This is a genomic window from Acinetobacter piscicola (assembly GCF_002233755.1).
GTDB lineage: Bacteria > Pseudomonadota > Gammaproteobacteria > Pseudomonadales > Moraxellaceae > Acinetobacter > Acinetobacter piscicola.
The window spans coordinates 181967-203503 of record NZ_KZ268704.1; the positions used below are offsets into that span (position 1 = coordinate 181967).

Below are 21537 nucleotides of genomic sequence, written 5' to 3' on the forward strand. Positions count from 1 at the left end.
GAGTTGACCGAAAAACTCAAGAACAAATAACAGAAAACTGAACTTTATTATTAAATATGAAGAAACTATGAAGAACGATCCGAAATTAAAAACATAATGATGAATAATTTCATCATTTTTTCATATCAGTGTCATCACATTGTCAATTTAACATCTCAAACTCATTCAACTCTCACGCCATAATTTGAGCAGAACATGATTAAAAGAACCTTAATGATGACCAGTATCGTCGCACTTTTAAGCGCTTGCAATGACGATAATGATGATTCAACAACAACGTCAAAACCTGAATATAAAGAACCTAAAATTATTATTGTAGGTCATCGTGGTGCCAGTGCATTGCGTCCTGAACATACTTTAGAATCGTATCAAAAAGCGATTGATGATGGTGCAGACTTTATTGAACCAGATTTGGTTTCAACCAAAGACGGTGTATTGGTCGCACGTCATGAAAATGAAATTGGGGGTACAACCAATATCAGTGAATTGGCGCAATTTGCAGATCGTAAAAAAACCAAAATCATCGATGGTACTTCACTGACAGGATGGTTTACCGAAGATTTAACATTGAATGAATTGAACCTAATCAAAGCACGTGAACGTATTCCAAAACTTCGCCCTGAAAATACTCAATACAATGATCAATTCAATATTCCCACACTTGAACAAATTATTGAACTGGCAGAAAAAAATTATAAAAAAACGGGTAAAATTATTGGCTTATATATCGAAACCAAGCACCCAACTTATTTTCAAAAAAATAATTTAGGATTAGAAGATCCATTGTTAAAAACACTGTCTAAATATCAATATACACGCGACATTGCACCGATTTATTTACAGTCATTTGAAGTTAGTAATCTCAAATATATGAAAGATCAACTGACGTTGCACAAGAGCTTAAAGAATGCCAAAATCATTCAGCTCTATGATGATAAAACGGTTAGCCCTGCAGATTATGTTGCTCAAGGTATTAAAACAACCTACGGCGAAATGGCAACAGCTCAAGGTTTAACAGCAGTTGCAAAGTATGCCAATGGTGTAGGTCCATGGAAACCTTATATTTTTAATGAGGCCTTTACAGCACCATCTACATTCGTTAAGGATGCTCACGCTGTTGGGTTAAAAGTTCATCCTTATACTTTCCGTCCTGAAAATAACTTTCTTGCAGCTAATCTTAAATGTAGCAGTGCTGAAATAGACGCAGCAAAACGTTGTGAAACAGGCGCAACCAAAGAATATGAAATGTACTTTAAAGCTGGTGTTGATGGTTTATTTACAGATGATCCTGGTCTAGGTCGCAAAGCACTTGATGCTTATTGGAAAGCCAATCCTAGTGCGCGATAAATATCGATCCCTACTTGTACTTGCCACAGAACATAAGTAAGCGCATTAATTAGGCAAGTGGTTCAATCACTTGTCTAATTTTTCCAGAAAATTGATGTATTTTGCCTAAAATTAATACCTATTTAAGTTTAAAATAATACACTTTCTAAAAATTTAGCTTCTTTGATTTATGAGTGATTATTCTCCCTTTAAAGGTTCAACAGGTTTAAAACGTATTGTCAATGCCACAGGTTATTCTCTTGCTGGCTTTAAGGCAGCCTTTCAAAATGAAGCCGCTTTTCGTCAAGTTATTCTGTTAAATGTGATTTTAATTCCAATCACTTTTTTCTTAGATTTGAGTGCTGTTGAACAAGCTTTGATGATTGGCGTGTGTTTATTGGCAATTATCGTTGAATTGTTTAATTCTGCCATTGAGGCTGTCGTTGATCGTATTTCTTTAGAACGTCATCCGCTTTCTAAAAATGCCAAAGATATGGGTAGTGCTGCTCAATTTGTGACTTTAACAATTATTACTGTCACTTGGGCACTGATTTTAATTCGTTAAGTACGATATTCATTTAGAAATTGATTGAAAATCCAAACTAGAATTTATTCATAACATATTGATTTGCGAAGCGTATTTCACCTTCGCAAATCCTTCCATTAAAATAATCTACAACTTAGTATTTAAACTTCACATTAAAACGAACCATCATTGGATCGCCCCAATTCACCAATTGCGCATTTGGTGTTGTTCCTGCTAAGTATTCTCGATCAAATAAATTTTTAATGCTTAAACCTGCACCCCATTTTTCCGTTTCATACCCTGCATTCACATCAAATAAAGCATAGCTTGGCAAATCAATATAATCCGTACTACGTTGCGCAGTGCGTGAACCTTGATAACGAATTCCTGCACCAATATTCCAACCCAATTTATCAGGGCTAAAATAATATTGAGTTGATAGTGTCGCTGCAGTTTTAGGGACATGATTGGTGCGTTTACCAATTTCACTGGCAGTTAAACTTTCGGTGATTTTTGCTGTTGGAATATAGCTATAGGTTGTCGAAATGTTCCATTGATCTGTAAGTGCAGCGGCCATTTCGGCTTCAAAGCCTTTAGTCACTTGTTCACCTGTTTGGATAGAGAAATTTCCAGAAGCATCTGCCTCAGTAACGTTTTTACGCGTTAAATCATAATAAGCAATATAACCTTGCAAACGTTGATCAAAGGCTTGCAGCTTCACTCCAACTTCTGTTTGTTTGCCTTCCTCAGGGTCAAGTAATAAGCCATTTTCACCTGAATCTGTTACTGGCATAAAAGACGTTGAATAACTGATATAAGGTGCAAACATATCATTCATGCGATACATCACTGAAGCGCTGCCTGTAAAAGCATTGTCTGAATTTTTGGTGGTTGCATCTTTTAGCACATTATCAATTTCAACTTGTGTCCAATCATGGCGCCCAGATAGCCCAATAATCCAATCATCGTCAATTTTAATCGTGTTACGTAAATATAAACCTGTGTATTGGCTATAAGTTATTTCTTCAGAGGGTGTACCTCTTTTTTTAATAATGATGTTGCGATAGCTTGGATGATTGGCCTCAAAATCATTAATCGTATCTGTACGACGATAATAATCACTACGCTCACGCATCATGTCTACACCAACCATCACATCATAGTTGATATGCCCAAAATTGAAATTACGCTGTAAATTATTATCCAAGGTATAATTCACATCTTGCTTATCTTGATTGTTAATGGCTCGCTTAATTGTAGGAAGTACATTTCGACCAGATGCGAGAATCGAATCACCTAATGTCTCAGTTTTAGTTACTGCAAAGTTTTGTTTAAACGTCCAATCATTATCAAAATAATGAGCATAATTGGCCCCTAAGCGATACACATCAACATCATAACCATAGTCAGCATCACCAAAGAATAAGCCATGACTATAGTTTTTATATGTTGAACTATTTCCATGAGGAATACCCTGCTGACGAAGATATTCACGGCGTTGATAGCTGGCGATTACAGATAAATCGTCTTTTTCACCTAAATCAAAATTATAAGATGGTGCAATATAAAAGTTTTTAAAATATACATAATCAGTTGGATCATCCTGATCAGACACTCGCCCGACGACACGGAATGCGCCTTTTTCTGTGTTGTTTGGTGCATAGTTAAGATCAAAAGTTCCCTCTTTTAAACCATAACTCCCGTAACTTAAGCTGCCTTTAGAAGCGGTTTCAGCTTGCGGGCGTTTTGTGGTTAAGTTGACTAAGCCCCCTGGTAGCGCTAAGCCAAAACCGACTGATGTTGGGCCTTTGACGACTTCAATTGATTCTAAACCTGAAATATCTTCTGCTCTTAAAACATTATCTGATGCTTGTACGCGTAAACCGTCAATATAGGTTTGTGAACTCGAAATTTGCCCACGAATAATAAAATCATCCCAGCCACGACGTCCATATTGCCCTGAAGTTACACCTGCAACACCTTCAAGTGCTTCTGCTACAGTTTTTGCTTGTTTTTGTTCGATCTGCTGATTGGTGATCACACTAATCGATTGCGCAGTTTCAAATAATGATGCATCTGAACGAAGTACTGCACTTGCTGTTTTAGCTACATAAGGCTGTTGTTCTTTTTCCGCTTGCACTGTAATTGAAGGAAGTACCGACGTTGAGATTTGCCCTGCCTTTATATTTAGTTCTGTTTCTGCATAAGTGGTCGATGCCAAAATAACCAGAACTGAAAATGTTAAATAAGATCTGTTGAATTGCATTTGACACACCATTGAAGAAAGTGATGTAAAGTATAATCATTTGCATTTAAATGTATAGGTGTGGCTTTAGAATAATTTATAAAAAGTATCTTAACTTTAGAAATTTTAAACAAATTTTATTCATAAAATATGAATATTTATAACTGAATACGATCAAAATCATATGATATTTTTACTTGAAAAAAATACAATACATTATCAAATGCAAACAGGCTCATATTGAATGAACCTGTTATTTTAAATTTTTAAATTCTTATTGATTCACTTTAATCGGAATGCAAAGCTCCTCATCTTTGGCAAATACAACCGATGTTAAAATCGGAACTGCAAGAATAATGGGAACTGTGAAAATCCAAAGCACAACTGTTAATTCACTCGGAAATAAGGAGTGAATACCAATAGCAGCCAATATCAAAACTGAAAAAAGAATACTCGCAAAACGAATAACAAATTTGAGTGGCATAATTTTGCTCCCATAGCATTATAATCTTTGTCTTTTGAGTATATACCCAATATTTTGTTTTGGTTATATACTCATTGTGATTAATTTACTTATTATTTCCCACCAAAAACGTAGGAAACTCCAACTCTTCCGCCCACTTCGCCACCACCGGCAACACCAAATGCACCACTAAATGATGTACGACCATCTTCAAGCACACTTGTTATGCCTAGAGCACCAGCTGATTGCCCTTCATAATGCCCCATACCACCAAATACAGCAAATTGGCCTGGCTTCATATTCGGTACAGCCTGTTGAGCCGCAAGTGAGATCGCTACTCCACGATACGCATTCGTTTCAATATCATCAAAGCGTCGATTTAAATCTGCAGTGTAAGATCGAAATTGCCCCATATTGACTGCGTCATTATTTGCAACACCGTTGGCAACATTAGAGACGACTTTATTTCCTGCATCTACACCCTGTGCAGAGAGCCTTACATCACCAACAGATACCTCGCCTGCTTTTACGGTTGTGGATATAGATGATTTCGTTTCTTTACCTGATGCATCTTTTTGGACAATATCTTGGCTCAATAACACTCCAGACACATGATCTACTCGAGTTTCTGTTACAGACTTTACCGAACCATCTTTAGCTGTTGAAGTCGCATTACGATTTGAAGTATCTGATTCTAAGATTCCAAATTTATCAACAACTCTCGTATTGGCATTCGCTACTGATGTATTGATACCCTCCGAACTAAGAATATTCTCTGAACCGTATACTTTCTCAGTAAAACTTTGATCCGTACGATTCTCAACATCTGAACCTCGAATAATATTTTGTGCCGTAATTTTACCATCTACTGTTATGGTTTTTTTAGCTTCAGCATATTGACTATTTCTTGTTGAAGAAACAGCTTGCGAAGCTAATAACCCCATATCAGTATTGTTTACTGTCTCATTCGAAATACTTGATGTTGTATATGTAGAACCTGATTGATCTTTATTGGTTACTTTAGTGTCAGTATTGAACTCAGATATAATTTGCTCTGATATTTTTTGATCCGCTTGATAGACCAAATTTTCTAACTTCGTAGTTCCCTTTGTTTCTGTGGTTGACGCATCTAGAACATTTTTATGTGTATAAGAAGATTCATTTAGCGATGAACTTGATAAAGCATTTTTGCCTTTTTGGTAATCCACAGCAGTTGTTTTGTTGCTTGATGTTGTTTCAATCGTACCTTTTACGACTGATTCGCCATTTTCATTAAAATCATAAATTTTATTATTCGTACTCACTTCCACTGTCGTGGCTGCATCACGATATTTATCACTTTGATTATGATTGTATAAAGTGACATCATTTGTACTTTTTAATTCTGAGCGAGCAACATAACCATCTACGAAGGTATCTTGATTGGTTTGCTGATTTTGTTCAGACTTTTTATATGCTATAGCACCAGACTGATAAATTTGTTCAGCTACATTTTTACTCTTCGTATTTTGATTAACAACATCTAAATCTGTTGTTTTTAATACTTGAGTGCTTTTCACTTCTCCCCCACGCTCATCGTATGCTAAGACACCGTTTCGCATTGACAGATCAGTACCATTTTCATCAACACCATAATAAGGTGTAGTCAAAGTCGATTTCTGACTGCTGAGCACATCTTGAGTAGAGGAAGTATGAGTTGTTCGATCTAAAATATTTTTCCCTTGTGCATATTGCACAATGTCTAAACCATTTGATTGATTATCATGGCTTAATACTTTTCCATTCGCATCTGTACTTTTTTGGTTTGATGAAACCTGACTTGAATAGTTCCATACTTTTTCTTGCCCAGTTTGGTATTGCTGTAATAAAACCTTAGCTGCGGTATCAGATGTATTAATGGTTTTAATAACAACTTGACCTTGCTCATCTAGAACTAAATTACTCGACATATTTTGAGTGTCGTAAGTTTGTTGAATTTCACGATCTAGTGCATTTTTTCCTGCAGAATATAATTTAATGGTTTTATTCTTATCCGATTTATTGGATCCGTAAATAACCTGACCATCTTTTGATGTTTCAGATTCATCTACATGATCCTGCTCGGTTAAATGATAAGCCAGCTCTTGCCCATAATTAACTTGTTCAGATTTATGATTTGAGTTTTTTGCTTTAAAAACAGTATCGACTTGAATGCTTTTATTTTCTGATGCATTTTCTAAAGTCACTTCACTTCGAATGTCTTTCCCTTCTAAATCAGTCCCAAGAACCACATAATGGCGCTGCTTACCATTTTCATCAATCCAGCTTCGAACATCACTCTCCGTCACATCTTGCCCTGAATTTAAAAAAATAGGCTGATTAGGATCTAAATAGCCGCCTGACAATGAGCTATAATTACCAATGGTTTTATTAATACTACCCGCTTTAATATTCTGTTGATTTGCTCCAGATGTATTTTCAGCACTTACAGTCTTGCTTATTAACTGCTGCAGATCAACACTTGATTGCTGACTTATAGCTCGATCAACTTCAATATTTTCCTGCATGCTCTTTTTATATTCTGCTGAGCCATTTGCTGCTGTTACTACATGCCCGACAAACCCATCAGCATAGTTTTTAACTTCATTATATGTCGCTAATTTGGTTCTTTTTTGAGTAGCGGTATCCGAATAACGGCTATTTGTACCATTATTAATGATTTCATAATCCTGCCCTTGTTTATCACCAGAGGCATGATGTGTTGCTTGATAATTTGCCTGATATAATTCTTCAGAAGATTTATTTTCAATGGTAAATTCACTAATAGGTTGATTATTGGTTAACACCAACTCACCATTTATATTCTTTTGCAATTGACGATTTGCGTTATGTCGAAGAGTTTTAGAACTTTCTTCTGTACCTATGGGTTGCGCACCATCTTGGTATTTAACATATGTTGTATCCGTAGAAGTATTATTTATTGCATTAAATTCATCCCATACTGAAGTTCTATTTACTTCATTCAGGTTTGACGACTTTCTACTTTCCTTGATTAAAGATGAATCATCGTAAACAATATTATGACTTGAATCTGAATTTTTTCTATTCGTAACTGTAGATTCTTTTTCTAAATATCTTTTATCAGAACTCACTTGAATTGCTACAAATTGTCCTTGACCATCAGTTGCATAATCTACATCTGTACTGTTTCCACTTGATGAACGTTCTTGATTGGTTAAAACCTTATTTGGGTCACGGCTAATAATTTTACCATCTTGGTTAGTCGTAGATTTATATGTCGCATTTTTAGATTGAGATTGGTTAGCTCCACCTTCGGCAATATAAACATGAGCACTACTTTCTATAACGGGTTGCCCATTGGCATCGCGTTTTTGAACACTATTAAAATTTGATTGCTGGTACTGCGATTCATTCAGCGTATCTAATGCAACGTTATTTAAGTATTTTGTATTTGATTGACGACTATAATAGGTACTACTTCTCGCATCTTTAACTTTTGTTAAATCATCCGCAGTAAAATCAAATGATGAATCATTTAAACGACGTTCTGAATTTGCAATCTCGTTACCACTTGCATCTAATCCGACCTGAGTATTGGCTTTACGTGTAACCGTACCTGTGCTGCTAAAGTTACTATTAATATTATCATAATGTGAAATTTCATTTTCACCCACTTGGCTTGATGAATAATATCTATTTCCATATAAATCTGCCCGACGTGTTTCATCATAACTATATTGTTGATAATTTTGCCCAGAACTAGACGTTTGACTTCCTTTTATTTTTGTCCCTGTAGATAAAATAGTATTTGAATTTAAACTATCGTTTTGATAATTCTGATCGTACATATTAAAATTGGGGTTAAATTGATAACTATTTGTTCCACTGGTTTGTTGATAATTATTTCCTAAGTTTTGATCATAGGCAGTTTGATAAGTAAGGTCTGCAGCTGCATAACCTGTTATTGAAGATAATGCTAATACGAGTGTAGTTTGTTTTAACTTCATCAATATAATTCCCAAAGTTTTATCGATTATTAAATTTTTTGTTTTGTGCCTTTTAAATATAGAAATGACACACTTACTGAATAGTATAAAATACTAGTTTTATTATGTAATTTAATCAATGAATTTCGTTATTTCTTTTCTAAGAATAAATTTTTAAAGTTCAAGAAATTTAAATATTGATAAAAAAATCCCTGCTAAAAAGCAGGGATTTTTATGAAGCGGAGCTTAGAATGAATTACATCATTCCGCCCATACCACCCATGCCGCCCATATCTGGCATAGCCGCTTTATCTTCTGGGATGTCAGTAATCATACATTCTGTAGTCAACATTAAACCTGCTACAGATGCAGCATGCTCAAGTGCAGAACGTGTTACTTTTGCAGGATCAAGAATACCCATTTCCAACATGTCGCCATACTGAGAAGTCGCAGCGTTATAACCGAAGTTACCTTCACCATTTTTCACAGCATTAATCACAACTGATGGCTCATCGCCAGCATTTGAAACGATTTGACGTAAAGGCGCTTCAATCGCACGACGTAAAATGTTAATACCAACATTCTGGTCATCATTCGCACCAGTAATACCATCAAGCACAGATGCAGCACGTACCAGTGCAACACCACCACCCGCTACAACACCTTCTTCAACCGCAGCACGTGTTGCATGAAGTGCATCGTCAACACGGTCTTTCTTCTCTTTCATTTCAACTTCAGTCGCTGCACCAATTTTGATAACAGCCACACCGCCTGCTAGTTTAGCAACACGCTCTTGAAGTTTTTCTTTGTCATATTCAGACGTAGATTCTTCAATTTGTGCACGGATTTGAGTTACACGTTCAGCAATTTGTGCTGCGTTACCCGCACCATCAACAATCACAGTGTTTTCTTTAGAAACCGTTACTTTATGTGCAGTACCCAAATCTTGAAGAGAAGCTTGCTCTAAGCTCATACCTACTTCTTCAGAAATAACTGTAGCACCAGTTAAAATTGCGATGTCTTGTAACATTGCTTTACGACGATCACCAAAACCAGGTGCTTTAACAGCACATACTTTGATAATACCGCGCATGTTGTTTACAACAAGTGTTGCCAAAGCTTCGCCTTCAACATCTTCAGCGATAATAAGTAGTGGTTTACCTGTTTTAGCAACAGCTTCAAGAACTGCAATCAATTCACGGATATTGCTAATTTTTTTATCAACAAGAAGAATGAATGGGTTTTCAAGTTCAGCTGTCAATGTTTCTGGTTTGTTTGCAAAATACGGGCTGATATAACCACGGTCAAACTGCATACCCTCAACAACGTCAAGTGCATCTTCAAAGCCTGAACCTTCTTCAACGGTAATCACGCCTTCTTTACCAACACGTTCCATTGCTTGCGCAATCAACTTACCTACAGTCTCATCAGAGTTTGCAGAGATCGAACCTACTTGTTCAATTGCTTTCGTATCAGAAGCTGGTTTTGCAGTCGCTTTGATGTTTTCAACAACAGCACGTACAGCAAGATCAATACCACGTTTCAAGTCCATTGGGTTCATACCCGCTGTAACTGATTTGATACCTTCATTCAAAATTGCTTGAGCAAGCACAGTCGCAGTCGTTGTACCATCACCTGCGATGTCATTGGTTTTTGAAGAAACTTCACGAACCAATTGCGCGCCCATATTCTCAAATTTATCTTTAAGAGAAATTTCTTTAGCAACAGTTACACCATCTTTAGTGATGTGTGGTGCACCAAAAGAACGGTCGATTACAACGTTACGACCTTTAGGGCCTAAAGTTACTTTTACAGCATCTGCAAGTGTGTTTACACCAGCAATCATTTTCGAACGCGCTGAATCACCGAATTTTACGTCTTTAGCTGACATGCTAAACTCCAATATTCTTAAACTTTGACTGATTTGATTTTAAAATAGATTCTACTTTTTCATCTTTACTTTGTTTTCTTTAATGTGGAAAATCAAAGCCATTTAAAAGTATGAAAAAGTAATTCAGGTTTAAATTAACCTTCTAGAACCGCTAAAATATCAGACTCTTTCATCACAAGAAGTTCTTCACCATTAACTTTAACTTTTGTACCCGCATATGCGCCGAACAATACGTTATCGCCAACTTTTACATCTAATGCACGAACACCATTGTCAGTGATTTTACCGTTACCTACAGCAAGGACTTCACCTTGAGCGGGTTGTTCAGCAGCAGAAGTGCTTAGAATCAAACCACCTGCAGTTTTAGTTTCCTTTTCTACGCGACGAACCACAACGTTATCATGTAAAGGACGAATGTTGCTCATTTCAAACTCCATAGGCATTTCAAAATGCCATTGATTACTAGATGAGGATGACTTCTTATTCCTAGGCCATCGACAAAATATTTGTATGTCACTTTTGTGGGGATGGAAATATAGGCTTCAAGGGGAAAGCTTAAAAATATTTTGAAAATTTGTATTTTTTTTACTCATTCAATTCAAAACTCAGAATATATTGAAATTCATTGTTCTGATTTTGCAATAAATTCTTGCACATGCTCATCAAAAAAATAATGTTCAAACCGACCATCGTTATGAATCACATTAAAACTATTTGGAATATTTTTATGCAACCTTTTAGAAACAGCAGTCCCTGCATGCACTTCATAAACTGCATGATTTAAGTTTAAAGTAAATTCTTGATTTAAATCATAAACATCAACAAGGTGTAAATGTCCATGTAACAAAGCATAGAGCTGATGCTGCCCCCATTCTTTTATGGCAAATTTCCCCAATGCAGGACAATCTTTTAAATGATGATCTTCATTGGAAATGTAAAAAGGTTGGTGACTGACAATGATTTTTAGTTGATCAGCTGGTGCAGCTGATAATAGCTGATTCACTTTTTGGATTTGCGCTAAAGAAATATGACCACGAGTATGGTAACGACGCCGAATGGTATTCATTCCAATCAAATAGAAATGTTCAGTTTGCAAAGTGCTTTCTAGACTACCAAAAAAAAGTTGATATAAACCAAAAGGTTGAAAAACACGCTTCCATATATGATACAGCGGAATATCATGATTTCCGGGAACCACAAAATAAGGTATTTTCAAGCTATCTAAGAATTGGCGACAAGCTAAAAACTCTTTAAATTTAGCACGTTGAGTAAGATCCCCACTCACTACAACGATTTCAGGTTGCCGTTCTGTGCAAAACTTTTGTATGGCTTTGATACAATCTTGACGTTCCGTTCCAAAGTGTAGATCAGACAGATGCAACAACATACGGCACCATAATATTTAAAGCATTTTTTTCTACATGAAGTTTTAAAGGCGTATTCATAGACACAATTTCACCATCGACAGCAACGGTTAGTTTAGGCTTTTTTGAATAAACAATAACGCTTTGTGCACCAAAACTATACACATCGGAAGCTTGGTCTAATTGCCCTCGTATCGTTTGAACAAGGGTTTTAAATAAAGTCAGTTTATCTCCTTTCGCAATCACCACTCCTGCGATTTCTCCAAGTTCTGCACATTTGGCAATCTTGAGCTTCATTTCTTTTAGCTGTAGTTGATTATTACCAAAAAATACTAATGGCGTTTTGACAGGGTATTTTTGACCATCGACCTCAACTTCCAGTTTTAATTCCTTACGATCACGTACCAATACATCCAACCCCGAAGTGTATGCATTTAAAGGGAAGCGTCCAAATTTACGATTATATTCTTCTCTTTTTTTAATGAATAAAGGATAAAGTCCTAAGCTGGCATTATTTAAATAAATTTGATCATTAATGCATGCAACATGCGAAGCACGTGGTGTCCCTGTTGCTATGACTTCTGCTGCTTCAAGCAGATCTAACGGAATATTTAAAACTCTCGCAACATAATTAAACGTCCCCAATGGCAAAATACCCATAGGAATTTTTTGATGTAACATTTGTGAGGCAACAGCATTTAAAGTACCGTCCCCTCCTGCTGCGACGATCACACCTTTATGATCATAACGCTGATGTCGTTCAAACACTTTTTTCATTAAAGTTTGAATATTTACTTCTGATCCAATATCAAAAACCTGTATTTCAAACCCATAGGCAGACCAAATGGTCATGAGTTGTTCATAGCCGTCTTCTTTATTATTCGCATGAAAACCTGATTTTTCATTATAAATCATTGAAAGTGGTTTTAGATCTTTACGCATAGGCTTGATTATTTTGAAGTATTCTTGTTAATTTCGCTTATTTTACAAACAAATAGTAGCACCTTTATGTAAAATTTAAATCATGAGCATTTATTTAATCAATAATAAAACACAAGAACGATACAAAATTAACTTATTGTATAATATTATTATTTATAATTAAAATATCACATATAATAAATCTAAATAACTTAATATTAGCTACTTTTAAGTGTCTTTATTGATCTTAATCAATAATTTAGTAAAAATATTACATTTGGTATCTTTTACGCCTTTAGTCTTATTTTTTTCATGAATATATGCTTTAATACAGCCACTTTTTTTCATACTTAAATCTGAATGTTGTATCACTACATTTAGATTATTATTTGTACATAAAATTGTACACATTTAAGATAGGCCTCACCATGACCCAAGTGAACGCACCAGAATTCGTTCGTCATCCCAAGCTCATTGCATGGGTTGAAGAAATTGCTAAATTAACTAAACCTGCAAAAATTGAATGGTGTGACGGAAGCGACGAAGAAAATCAACGTTATATTGATTTGATGATCGCTAACGGCACTATGCAAGCTTTGAACCAAGAAAAACATCCTGGTTCTTATTTAGCGAATTCTGACCCGTCTGACGTAGCTCGTGTTGAAGGTCGCACATACATCTGTTCAGAAAAACAAGAAGATGCTGGTGCGACGAATAACTGGGAAGCACCTGCAGAAATGCGCGTGCGTCTTGATGGTTTATTTGATGGCGCAATGGAAGGTCGTACAATGTATGTTGTACCTTTCTCAATGGGGCCTTTAGGTTCTCACATTGCTCACATCGGTATCGAACTTACTGACTCTCCTTATGTAGCAGTTAGCATGTCTAAAATGGCTCGCATGGGTAAAGCTGTTTATGACGTTCTTGGTACAGATGGCGAATACATCCCTTGCGTACATACAGTTGGCGCGCCGCTTGCTGAAGGCGAAAAAGACGTTGCATGGCCTTGCAACCCTGAAAAATATATCGTGCATTATCCTGAAACTCGTGAGATCTGGTCTTATGGTTCAGGATACGGCGGTAACGCATTATTGGGTAAAAAATGCCTTGCTTTACGTATTGCATCATCTATGGGTCGTCAACAAGGCTGGTTAGCTGAACATATGTTGATCCTTGGCGTGACCAATCCACAAGGCGAGAAACACTACATTGCAGCGGCATTCCCATCTGCATGTGGTAAAACCAACTTCGCAATGTTGATTCCACCTGCAGGTTATGAAGGTTGGAAAATTGAAACTGTAGGTGACGATATTGCTTGGATCAAACCAGGTGAAGATGGTCGCTTATACGCAATCAACCCTGAAGCTGGTTTCTTCGGTGTTGCACCAGGTACTAACATCAAAACCAATCCAAACTGTATGGCTACACTTCATAAAGATGTGATCTATACAAACGTTGCCGTAACTGATAATGGCGAAGTTTGGTGGGAAGGTCTTTCTAAAGAAGCACCAGCTAACCTAACAAACTGGAAAGGTCAACCACACACTGGCGAAGAAAAAGCGGCACATCCAAATGCTCGTTTCACCGTTGCTGCTGGTCAATGCCCTTCTATCGATGCTGACTGGGAAAATCCAGCAGGCGTACCGATTTCTGCATTCATTTTCGGTGGTCGTCGCGCAGATACAGTACCTTTAATCTCAGAAGCATTTGACTGGGTTGATGGCGTGTATAAAGCTGCAACCATGGGTTCTGAAACTACTGCTGCTGCTGTTGGTCAACAAGGTGTTGTACGTCGTGACCCATTTGCGATGCTTCCATTTGCTGGCTATAACATGGCTGACTATTTCTCTCATTGGTTAGAACTTGGTGAAGAAGTTGCTGCTAAAGCGAAAGCTGCTGGCAACAAACTTCCTGGTATCTACAATGTGAACTGGTTCCGTCGTGATGCTGAAGGTAATTTCGTATGGCCTGGTTTCGGACAAAACATGCGTGTTCTTGAGTGGATCATTGACCGTTGTGAAGGTCGTGCAACTGCAATCGACACACCAATTGGTCGCGTACCAACTTACGAACAGTTGAACTGGACTGGTTCTGACTTTACTAAAGCGCAATTTGACCTTGTAACTGCACAAGACAAAGCGCAATGGATAAAAGAACTTGAAAGCCACACTGAGTTGTTTGATAAGCTTGGTGAACGCTTACCAGCTGCGCTTAAAACACGCCAAAACGAGCTTTTAGAAGCTGTTCAGAAGTCTGCTTAAAACATAATTAACATAGAAAAAAGACCGCACATGCGGTCTTTTTTCAAAATATCTTAAAAAATTTAATAATTTTTATAACTTTTAACGAACTTTACAACGAAGCACAACAAAGGGGTAATCCATGCTAAAAACACTAACACTCACTACGACTGTTTGCCTACTCAGCCTATCAAGTATTGCTATGGCGAATACTGAAACAGCAGAACAACAACCTGCTTTGCATATCTGTGCAATTAAAGGCACACCTGATTCTAGCCAATTCAAGATCATGAAACGCGTTAAAGTAGCGAAAGGTACTTATGGTAGCGTAGAGGAACTTTATCCGCGCTTTGCAGAACGCACCCATCAAGTTGGTGGTAATGTAGTCATTAACTACAATGCTAGCCAAAGATTCGGTTTCTGGCCTTGGCGTATTGTACGCCCAGTAGTTTGGGGTACTGCTGTAAAATGGAATACACCTGTAAACTGCCAACAACTTGGCGGAATCGAAATCTAAACAAAAAAAGCCGCGTAAGCGGCTTTTTTATATACTGCGTTCTAGAATAAAGTGAAATAACATTCGAAGTTATCAAACAAACGCCAATCCCCCAACACAGCAACTACAGGCATTTTTTGAAATACAATAAGAGCTATATTGCTCTCAATCTTTTATTTTGCACAAAAAAAGAGACCATGCGGTGAGCATGGTCTATAAAAATGGTGGCTATGACGAGACTTGAACTTGTGACCCCCGCATTATGAGTGCGGTGCTCTAACCAACTGAGCTACATAGCCTTAAACTGTGTGCGCATTATCTAAAGTTCTGCATGCTTCGTCAAGCATTCAAACTCGCCACTGATCACACTTTAAACAATTGATAATTAAATGTTTAAAATTAATACATATTTATCTATTTTATAAAACAAAATAAATAAAAAGAGCGTTGAATTTGTAAAAAATGAACAATAAATTTTAGAAATATACAGGTAACAATTTCCAAAATTAAAAACAAAGATTAACTTAATTCAGCTGAATTAAAGAAAAAATAGAGAGTGACTTACCACTCTCTATTTGCAACAAGCTCTTCTATTTCAATTTCGAAATAACCTTGATTTTGAACCACCATCATCATCGCTTCTGCAATGTAGTCAGCAGCCGTATCATCCAGTGAAGAGTCTAAGTCTTCAAACTGTGGCTTCATTTCATTAATCTCAACCACAGTTAAATTAGCCAAAGAATAAATTTCAGTATCACTAAAACTGTTCTTAGAAACCTTTTTAGCGAACTTTTCTATCAATTGCTTCACTTCAGCAACAAGAATGTCAGGATAATATTCATCATCGAACATTGGGAGGAGTAGATCGTTAAACATAGCAACCTAAAATACAGCATATCAATCAACACGCTTATATAACATAAACAATACAATTCACCAAGTTGATAAATCATTAAATTGATTGGATTTACAAATCATATTTACCTGTTCAGCTTATCTGCAATAAAAAAACAAACCAAATCAATAAAATGGAAGCAAATCAAAATTAGCTAACTGTTGATTGATATTTTAATAGCTACTTATTTATTCTAAAAAAATTGGCACTTTTCTTGATAAAAATGCCAATTACCACTTTAAGCCACCTTGTTGATTTGCAGCGCTTTAGTTTGATCACCACTTAGACTTTTCGCCTTTTTAACCAAATCAATAAACTCCGCTTTTAAACCATAAGGATCAGATTGCTTTCCAGCTTGCGCTAAATTGAGAATGTCATTCCATCCCATTGACGCATTATATTGACCACCTCTTAATTGTTGCCCGTATGCAGCAACAGCGATCGCAAATTTAGTATCCACATTTGCTTGGCTCAATGGTCTACTCGCCACTGCAATCGGTTGAGTCATTAAAATACTCTTAGATTGGTTAGGTAATTTATAGCGAATATTTAAAAATGCATACTCAGAATTTTTCCCTGATTTAGTTTTGTTTTGAGCATATCTTGAATCGTTTAACCAGCCCTTTTGCCCCACTGGAATAATTTCATACAATGCCGTAACTGTATGCCCTGCTCCAATATCACCCGCATCGACCTTATCATTATTAAAATCCTCCTCATTCAATAGTCGATTTTCATAACCGATCAGACGGTACTCTTTCACAGTTTTAGGATTAAATTCCACTTGAAGTTTTACGTCTTGCACAACTGTTGCCAAAGTTGATGATAATTGACGATCTAAAACTTTTTTTGCTTCATTTTCATTGTCGATATAACTGTAATTTCCATTTCCAGCATCAGCCAATTGCTCCATCAGTTGCTCATCATAATTTCCTGAGCCAAAGCCTAGCGTAGAAAATGAGACACCTGTTTTACGCTTTTGCTCAACCATTGTTTTCAATGCATCAAAATCTGTAACACCGACATTAAAATCACCATCTGTCGTGATCAAAATACGATTTATCCCCCTCTTAATATAAGCTTTTTCTGCGGCTTGATAAGCCATGTCAATCGCATGTGCACCAGCTGTGCCACCTCCTGCAACCAAATCATCAATCGCGTTAAGAATCTTCTGCTTTTGTTCCCCACTGGTCGGCGCTAAGACCATTTTGTCACCATCTGAATAGGTAATTAACGTGACTTTATCTTGAGGGCGTAATTGCTGAGTGAGTATTGTTAATGTCTTTTTGACCAGTGGTAATTTATTAGGCTCATCCATGCTACCGGAAACATCAACAAGGAAAACCAAATTGGCTGGTGCTAAATTTTTCTGATCAATATCCTTGGCCTTAATGCCAATTTTGATCACTTTGGCATTCGGTTGCCATGGAGAATCAACTGTTTCTGTACTCACAGCAAAAGGATGAGCACCACTTACTTGTGGATATTGATAATCAAAATAGTTAATCATCTCCTCCACACGTACAGCATCTGCAGGTGGTAGCATTTTCTCACTCAGCAAAAAACGTCGGACATTGGTATAACTTCCTGTATCAACATCGGCACTAAAAGTAGATACAGGTTGCTGAGCTACACTTTTCACAGTATTCGTTTCAATTTTTTGATAATTCTCAGTATTTCCCTCAGTTCCATAAGCAGGACTTTGTTCCGCAGCAGCATCTGTAACCTGTTGGCTGGAATTACCCATCGGAGCGTGCATATCACTTGCAGCTTCTTGGGCCTTTTTACTGCAAGCAGTCATCATCACAGCACATAATGATATTGCCAGTATTTTTTGATTGAATTTCATCACTCATTCCTCAAATTATTTTAAGTGTTATTGTTATATCGATATAAGCTAATTGTTATATTATAACGTTTATTATTTTTCACAATTGTATTTTCAAAATGGTTGACATGATTTTGTTTATTTTCAGTAAGTTTAAAAGTTATTCTCAATGCTAGAATTCTCTTGAATAGCTCTAGCACTCATTATCGAACTTATTTCATAACTAAATTCCATACTTAACAATATATCAATAAAAATCAATACATTAAATATGAATTATCTGTTTAAATAATAGATAGATACAGTTGAATAAGCTGGAAAACTGATAAATCTACTTCCCATCTTACAAAACAGTTAGCTTTATCACAGCTTCCTTGCCGAATTTTATTTACATGTCGCATATAAAACTTTACATGCTGATGCGAACCCTGCCAAAATATTTAACTCATTGACTAAATTGCAGCCTGCATCGCCTGCCATACTTTTATTGCATCGGACATTGCTTTTATATCATGTACACGCACCATACAAGCCCCCTGCTGAATACTCAATAAATGCGCTGCAACACTTCCTACAGCACGATTCTGCGCATCTGCACCACCTAGAGCCTCTCCAATAAAACGCTTACGTGAGAGTGCCGAAAGGATTGGGTAACCCATCTGATTAAGTTTATAAAACTCATTAAGAAGTTTTAAATTTTGCTGTGCATTTTTAGCAAAACCAAAACCCGGATCAATCATAATATTTTCAGGTTTAACACCTGCTTGTAGTGCATCATCCACACGCTGTTGAAGCTCTGTAATAACATTCTGAGTTACATCTTGGTATTGATCCAGATTATTCATCGTAGTGGGTTCACCACGCATATGCATAATGATGATAGGAATATTTAATTCAGCTGCTGTCTCTAAGGCATTCGGACGTACCAATGCTCTTACATCATTCCAAATATGTGCTCCCGCCTTCACTGCTTCACGTATCACTTCTGGCTGTGAAGTATCAATTGAGATCACCACATCATATTTTGCTAACTCTACAACAACAGGAATCACACGGCGAATCTCTTCTTGAATCTCTACAGGAGATGCACCGGGGCGAGTTGACTCACCACCAATATCAATCACTGTTGCACCTTCAGCTATCATTTGTAGTGCATAAGCAACAGCTTGGTCTTTTTGATTATGCTTCCCACCATCGCTAAATGAATCAGGCGTTACATTGAGAATACCCATGACATGCGCTTGCGATAGATCCAAGCTTAAACGCCCACATTGCAAAATTTGCTGAGGAAGTTGCATAAGTTGCATATCATGTCTCCATTGATAATTTGATTCGATGTCAGTTTACCAATTTCAATACTGTGTAAGTTGAAATGTTTTCATAATGGTGTATTTTTTGCATAAAAAAAGAGCCTCTATTGAGACTCTTTTAAATTACTTTTAAATATTAAGTCGCTGGTAATGGCGGCGGAGTTGATGGACCATCAGTTGGTGTTACATCCATCACAGGATTTTCAGCAACATAAACTTTTGGTGGTTGAGGTTCACGACCTTCCATGATGTCACGGATTTGATCACGATCAATGGTTTCCCATTCCATCAATGCTTTTACCATTGCATGTGCGATATCTTTATTATTTTCCAAGATATCACGAGCAACTCTATACTGTTCATCAAGAATACGACGTACTTCTAAATCGACTTGCTGCTGCGTTGCTTCTGAAATTGTACGACTACCGACATTCCCAAAGAAACCGTTTTGGTTTTCATCTTCATAGACCATGACGCCCATTTTGTCAGACATACCATACTTAGTCACCATCGCACGTGCCATTTTAGTTGCACGCTCAAAGTCATTCGAAGCACCAGTCGACATTTGGTTAATGAACACTTCTTCAGCAATACGACCACCGAATAAGATTGAAAGTTCATTCAACATTTTCGATTTGTAATGACTGGTTTGGTCGTGTTCAGGCAACTGCCAAGTTACACCAAGTGCCCAACCACGTGGCATAATTGTTACTTTATGCACTGGATCTGTTTCAGGAAGAATTTCAGCAACAATCGCATGACCTGCTTCATGATAAGCCGTAGCACGACGCTCTTCTTCACGAATCACCATCGATTTACGTTCAGGGCCCATATAAATCTTGTCTTTCGCATCTTCAAAATCATGCATATCGACAGTATTCTTATTACGGCGCGCAGCAAATAATGCAGCTTCGTTTACAAGGTTTGCCAATTGCGCACCTGAGAAGCCCGGTGTACCGCGTGCAAGAACTTTAAGATCCACACCTGTTACTGAAGGTAATTTCTTCAAGTGTACATTTAGGATTTGTTCACGACCTTTGATGTCAGGAAGACCAACCATTACTTGGCGGTCAAAACGTCCCGGACGTAATAAAGCTTTATCAAGTACATCTGCACGGTTTGTTGCAGCAATAACGATAATACCTTCATTACCTTCAAAACCATCCATCTCTACAAGCATTTGGTTCAAAGTTTGCTCACGCTCATCATGACCACCACCTGTACCTGAACCACGGTGACGACCAACTGCATCAATCTCATCAATAAAGATGATACATGGTGCATGGCGTTTTGCCTGTTCGAACATATCACGAACACGTGATGCACCAACACCCACAAACATTTCGACAAAGTCAGAACCAGAAATACTAAAGAATGGAACTTTTGCTTCACCTGCAATCGCCTTAGCAAGTAAAGTTTTACCTGTACCTGGAGGACCTACCATCAATACGCCTTTAGGAATTGTTGCCCCTAAACGTTTGAATTTTGCAGGATCTTTTAAGAAATCAACAATTTCAACAACTTCTTGCTTCGCTTCATCACAGCCAGCGACATCGGTAAAAGTCACTTTAATTTGGTCTTCTGAAAGCATTTTTGCTTTAGATTTACCAAAACTCATTGGGCCATTTTTACCACCTGCACCGCCACCCATGTTACGCATAAAGAACATGAACAATAGGATAATCAGAAGTACAGGGAAACTCGCGATTAAAAGCTGCATCAATAAACCTTGACGTTGAGGAGCAGTACCTTCAACAACAACGTTATTTTTGATCAGGCTCGGCATCAATTCAGGATCTTGAACCGCTGGGCGAATACTTTCAAAAGGTGTACCGTTTCTTTTTTCGCCACTTATTCTTTCACCATCAATAGTTACTTGCTTAATTTGACCAGCATTCACCGCTACAATGAATTCAGAATAATTCATCGCAGATGGCTTACTGCGGTCACTGAGATTGCTGAAGATAAGGATCAGCACACCCAATATTACAAGCCACAATACGGCATTTTTGAAGTAATCGCTCAAAGCTTTATTCCCATATATAA

15 protein-coding genes and 1 tRNA gene are annotated in these 21537 nt (G+C 37.1%); 4 read left to right on the plus strand and 12 right to left on the minus strand.

Features of this window, described 5'->3' with window-relative positions; genetic code table 11:
• The first annotated feature begins 195 nt into the window (after positions 1-195).
• Together CDA10_RS00795 and CDA10_RS00800 are read left to right on the plus strand one after the other, a co-directional pair.
• Positions 196-1347 carry a glycerophosphodiester phosphodiesterase gene (locus CDA10_RS00795; protein WP_089603625.1) on the plus strand — a complete coding sequence of 384 codons (1152 nt, stop codon included), beginning with the start codon at positions 196-198 and terminating at the stop codon, positions 1345-1347.
• Between the two features lie 169 nt (positions 1348-1516).
• Positions 1517-1891, plus strand: coding sequence for a diacylglycerol kinase (locus CDA10_RS00800; protein ID WP_089603626.1), 375 nt, complete (start codon positions 1517-1519; stop codon positions 1889-1891).
• A 115-nt stretch (positions 1892-2006) separates the two neighbouring features.
• Here CDA10_RS00800 and CDA10_RS00805 read toward each other — a convergent pair whose 3' ends face one another.
• From CDA10_RS00805 to CDA10_RS00835, 7 genes are all read right to left on the minus strand, one after another.
• Positions 2007-4118 (minus strand): TonB-dependent siderophore receptor, encoded by a 2112-nt coding sequence (locus tag CDA10_RS00805; RefSeq protein ID WP_089603627.1) that lies wholly within the window; start codon positions 4116-4118, stop codon positions 2007-2009.
• Between the two features lie 253 nt (positions 4119-4371).
• Positions 4372-4581, minus strand: coding sequence for a hypothetical protein (locus CDA10_RS00810; RefSeq protein ID WP_089603628.1), 210 nt, complete (start codon positions 4579-4581; stop codon positions 4372-4374).
• A 92-nt stretch (positions 4582-4673) separates the two neighbouring features.
• A complete protein-coding gene (locus tag CDA10_RS16950) occupies positions 4674-8567 on the minus strand; it encodes a YadA-like family protein (protein WP_228704573.1) in 3894 nt (1297 codons plus the stop codon).
• A 235-nt stretch (positions 8568-8802) separates the two neighbouring features.
• Positions 8803-10437, minus strand: coding sequence for a chaperonin GroEL (gene groL / locus CDA10_RS00820; RefSeq protein WP_089603629.1), 1635 nt, complete (start codon positions 10435-10437; stop codon positions 8803-8805).
• Positions 10438-10571: 134 nt separating this feature from the next.
• A complete protein-coding gene (locus CDA10_RS00825) occupies positions 10572-10862 on the minus strand; it encodes a co-chaperone GroES (RefSeq protein WP_010113891.1) in 291 nt (96 codons plus the stop codon).
• Positions 10863-11059: 197 nt separating this feature from the next.
• Positions 11060-11824: a metallophosphoesterase family protein gene (locus CDA10_RS00830; protein ID WP_089603630.1), complete on the minus strand. Its 765-nt coding sequence runs from the start codon at positions 11822-11824 to the stop codon at positions 11060-11062.
• Positions 11805-12743: a diacylglycerol/lipid kinase family protein gene (locus CDA10_RS00835; protein WP_089603631.1), complete on the minus strand. Its 939-nt coding sequence runs from the start codon at positions 12741-12743 to the stop codon at positions 11805-11807. The genes CDA10_RS00830 and CDA10_RS00835 overlap by 20 nt, the downstream gene beginning before the upstream one ends.
• A gap of 407 nt (positions 12744-13150) precedes the next feature.
• Here CDA10_RS00835 and CDA10_RS00840 point away from each other — a divergent pair, with 407 nt between their 5' ends.
• Positions 13151-14983 (plus strand): phosphoenolpyruvate carboxykinase (GTP), encoded by a 1833-nt coding sequence (locus CDA10_RS00840; RefSeq protein WP_089603632.1) that lies wholly within the window; start codon positions 13151-13153, stop codon positions 14981-14983.
• Between the two features lie 121 nt (positions 14984-15104).
• Complete coding sequence (locus CDA10_RS00845) at positions 15105-15479, plus strand: hypothetical protein (RefSeq protein WP_089603633.1); 375 nt, start codon at positions 15105-15107, stop codon at positions 15477-15479.
• A gap of 201 nt (positions 15480-15680) precedes the next feature.
• Here CDA10_RS00845 and CDA10_RS00850 read toward each other — a convergent pair.
• From CDA10_RS00850 to ftsH, 5 genes are all read right to left on the minus strand, one after another.
• Positions 15681-15757 (minus strand) — tRNA-Met (locus CDA10_RS00850).
• A 262-nt stretch (positions 15758-16019) separates the two neighbouring features.
• A complete protein-coding gene (locus CDA10_RS00855) occupies positions 16020-16334 on the minus strand; it encodes a DUF5713 family protein (protein WP_089603634.1) in 315 nt (104 codons plus the stop codon).
• A gap of 257 nt (positions 16335-16591) precedes the next feature.
• The gene (locus CDA10_RS00860; protein ID WP_089603635.1) at positions 16592-18202 is read right to left on the minus strand and encodes a vWA domain-containing protein; all 1611 of its coding nucleotides are present in this window, start codon (positions 18200-18202) and stop codon (positions 16592-16594) included.
• Between the two features lie 431 nt (positions 18203-18633).
• On the minus strand, positions 18634-19488 hold the full coding sequence (gene folP, locus CDA10_RS00865) for a dihydropteroate synthase (protein WP_089603636.1): 855 nt from the start codon (positions 19486-19488) through the stop codon (positions 18634-18636).
• Between the two features lie 139 nt (positions 19489-19627).
• The gene (gene ftsH, locus CDA10_RS00870) at positions 19628-21517 is read right to left on the minus strand and encodes an ATP-dependent zinc metalloprotease FtsH (protein ID WP_089603637.1); all 1890 of its coding nucleotides are present in this window, start codon (positions 21515-21517) and stop codon (positions 19628-19630) included.
• Positions 21518-21537: the final 20 nt, after the last annotated feature.

Coding starts and splice junctions, on each gene's coding strand:
- CDA10_RS00795 (WP_089603625.1), top strand. CDS start 196: ATGATTAAAAGAACCTTAATGATGACCAGTATCGTCGCACTTTTAAGC.
- CDA10_RS00800 (WP_089603626.1), top strand. CDS start 1,517: ATGAGTGATTATTCTCCCTTTAAAGGTTCAACAGGTTTAAAACGTATT.
- CDA10_RS00805 (WP_089603627.1), bottom strand. CDS start 4,118: ATGCAATTCAACAGATCTTATTTAACATTTTCAGTTCTGGTTATTTTG.
- CDA10_RS00810 (WP_089603628.1), bottom strand. CDS start 4,581: ATGCCACTCAAATTTGTTATTCGTTTTGCGAGTATTCTTTTTTCAGTT.
- CDA10_RS16950 (WP_228704573.1), bottom strand. CDS start 8,567: ATGAAGTTAAAACAAACTACACTCGTATTAGCATTATCTTCAATAACA.
- groL (WP_089603629.1), bottom strand. CDS start 10,437: ATGTCAGCTAAAGACGTAAAATTCGGTGATTCAGCGCGTTCGAAAATG.
- CDA10_RS00825 (WP_010113891.1), bottom strand. CDS start 10,862: ATGAGCAACATTCGTCCTTTACATGATAACGTTGTGGTTCGTCGCGTA.
- CDA10_RS00830 (WP_089603630.1), bottom strand. CDS start 11,824: ATGTTGTTGCATCTGTCTGATCTACACTTTGGAACGGAACGTCAAGAT.
- CDA10_RS00835 (WP_089603631.1), bottom strand. CDS start 12,743: ATGCGTAAAGATCTAAAACCACTTTCAATGATTTATAATGAAAAATCA.
- CDA10_RS00840 (WP_089603632.1), top strand. CDS start 13,151: ATGACCCAAGTGAACGCACCAGAATTCGTTCGTCATCCCAAGCTCATT.
- CDA10_RS00845 (WP_089603633.1), top strand. CDS start 15,105: ATGCTAAAAACACTAACACTCACTACGACTGTTTGCCTACTCAGCCTA.
- CDA10_RS00855 (WP_089603634.1), bottom strand. CDS start 16,334: ATGTTTAACGATCTACTCCTCCCAATGTTCGATGATGAATATTATCCT.
- CDA10_RS00860 (WP_089603635.1), bottom strand. CDS start 18,202: ATGAAATTCAATCAAAAAATACTGGCAATATCATTATGTGCTGTGATG.
- folP (WP_089603636.1), bottom strand. CDS start 19,488: ATGCAACTTATGCAACTTCCTCAGCAAATTTTGCAATGTGGGCGTTTA.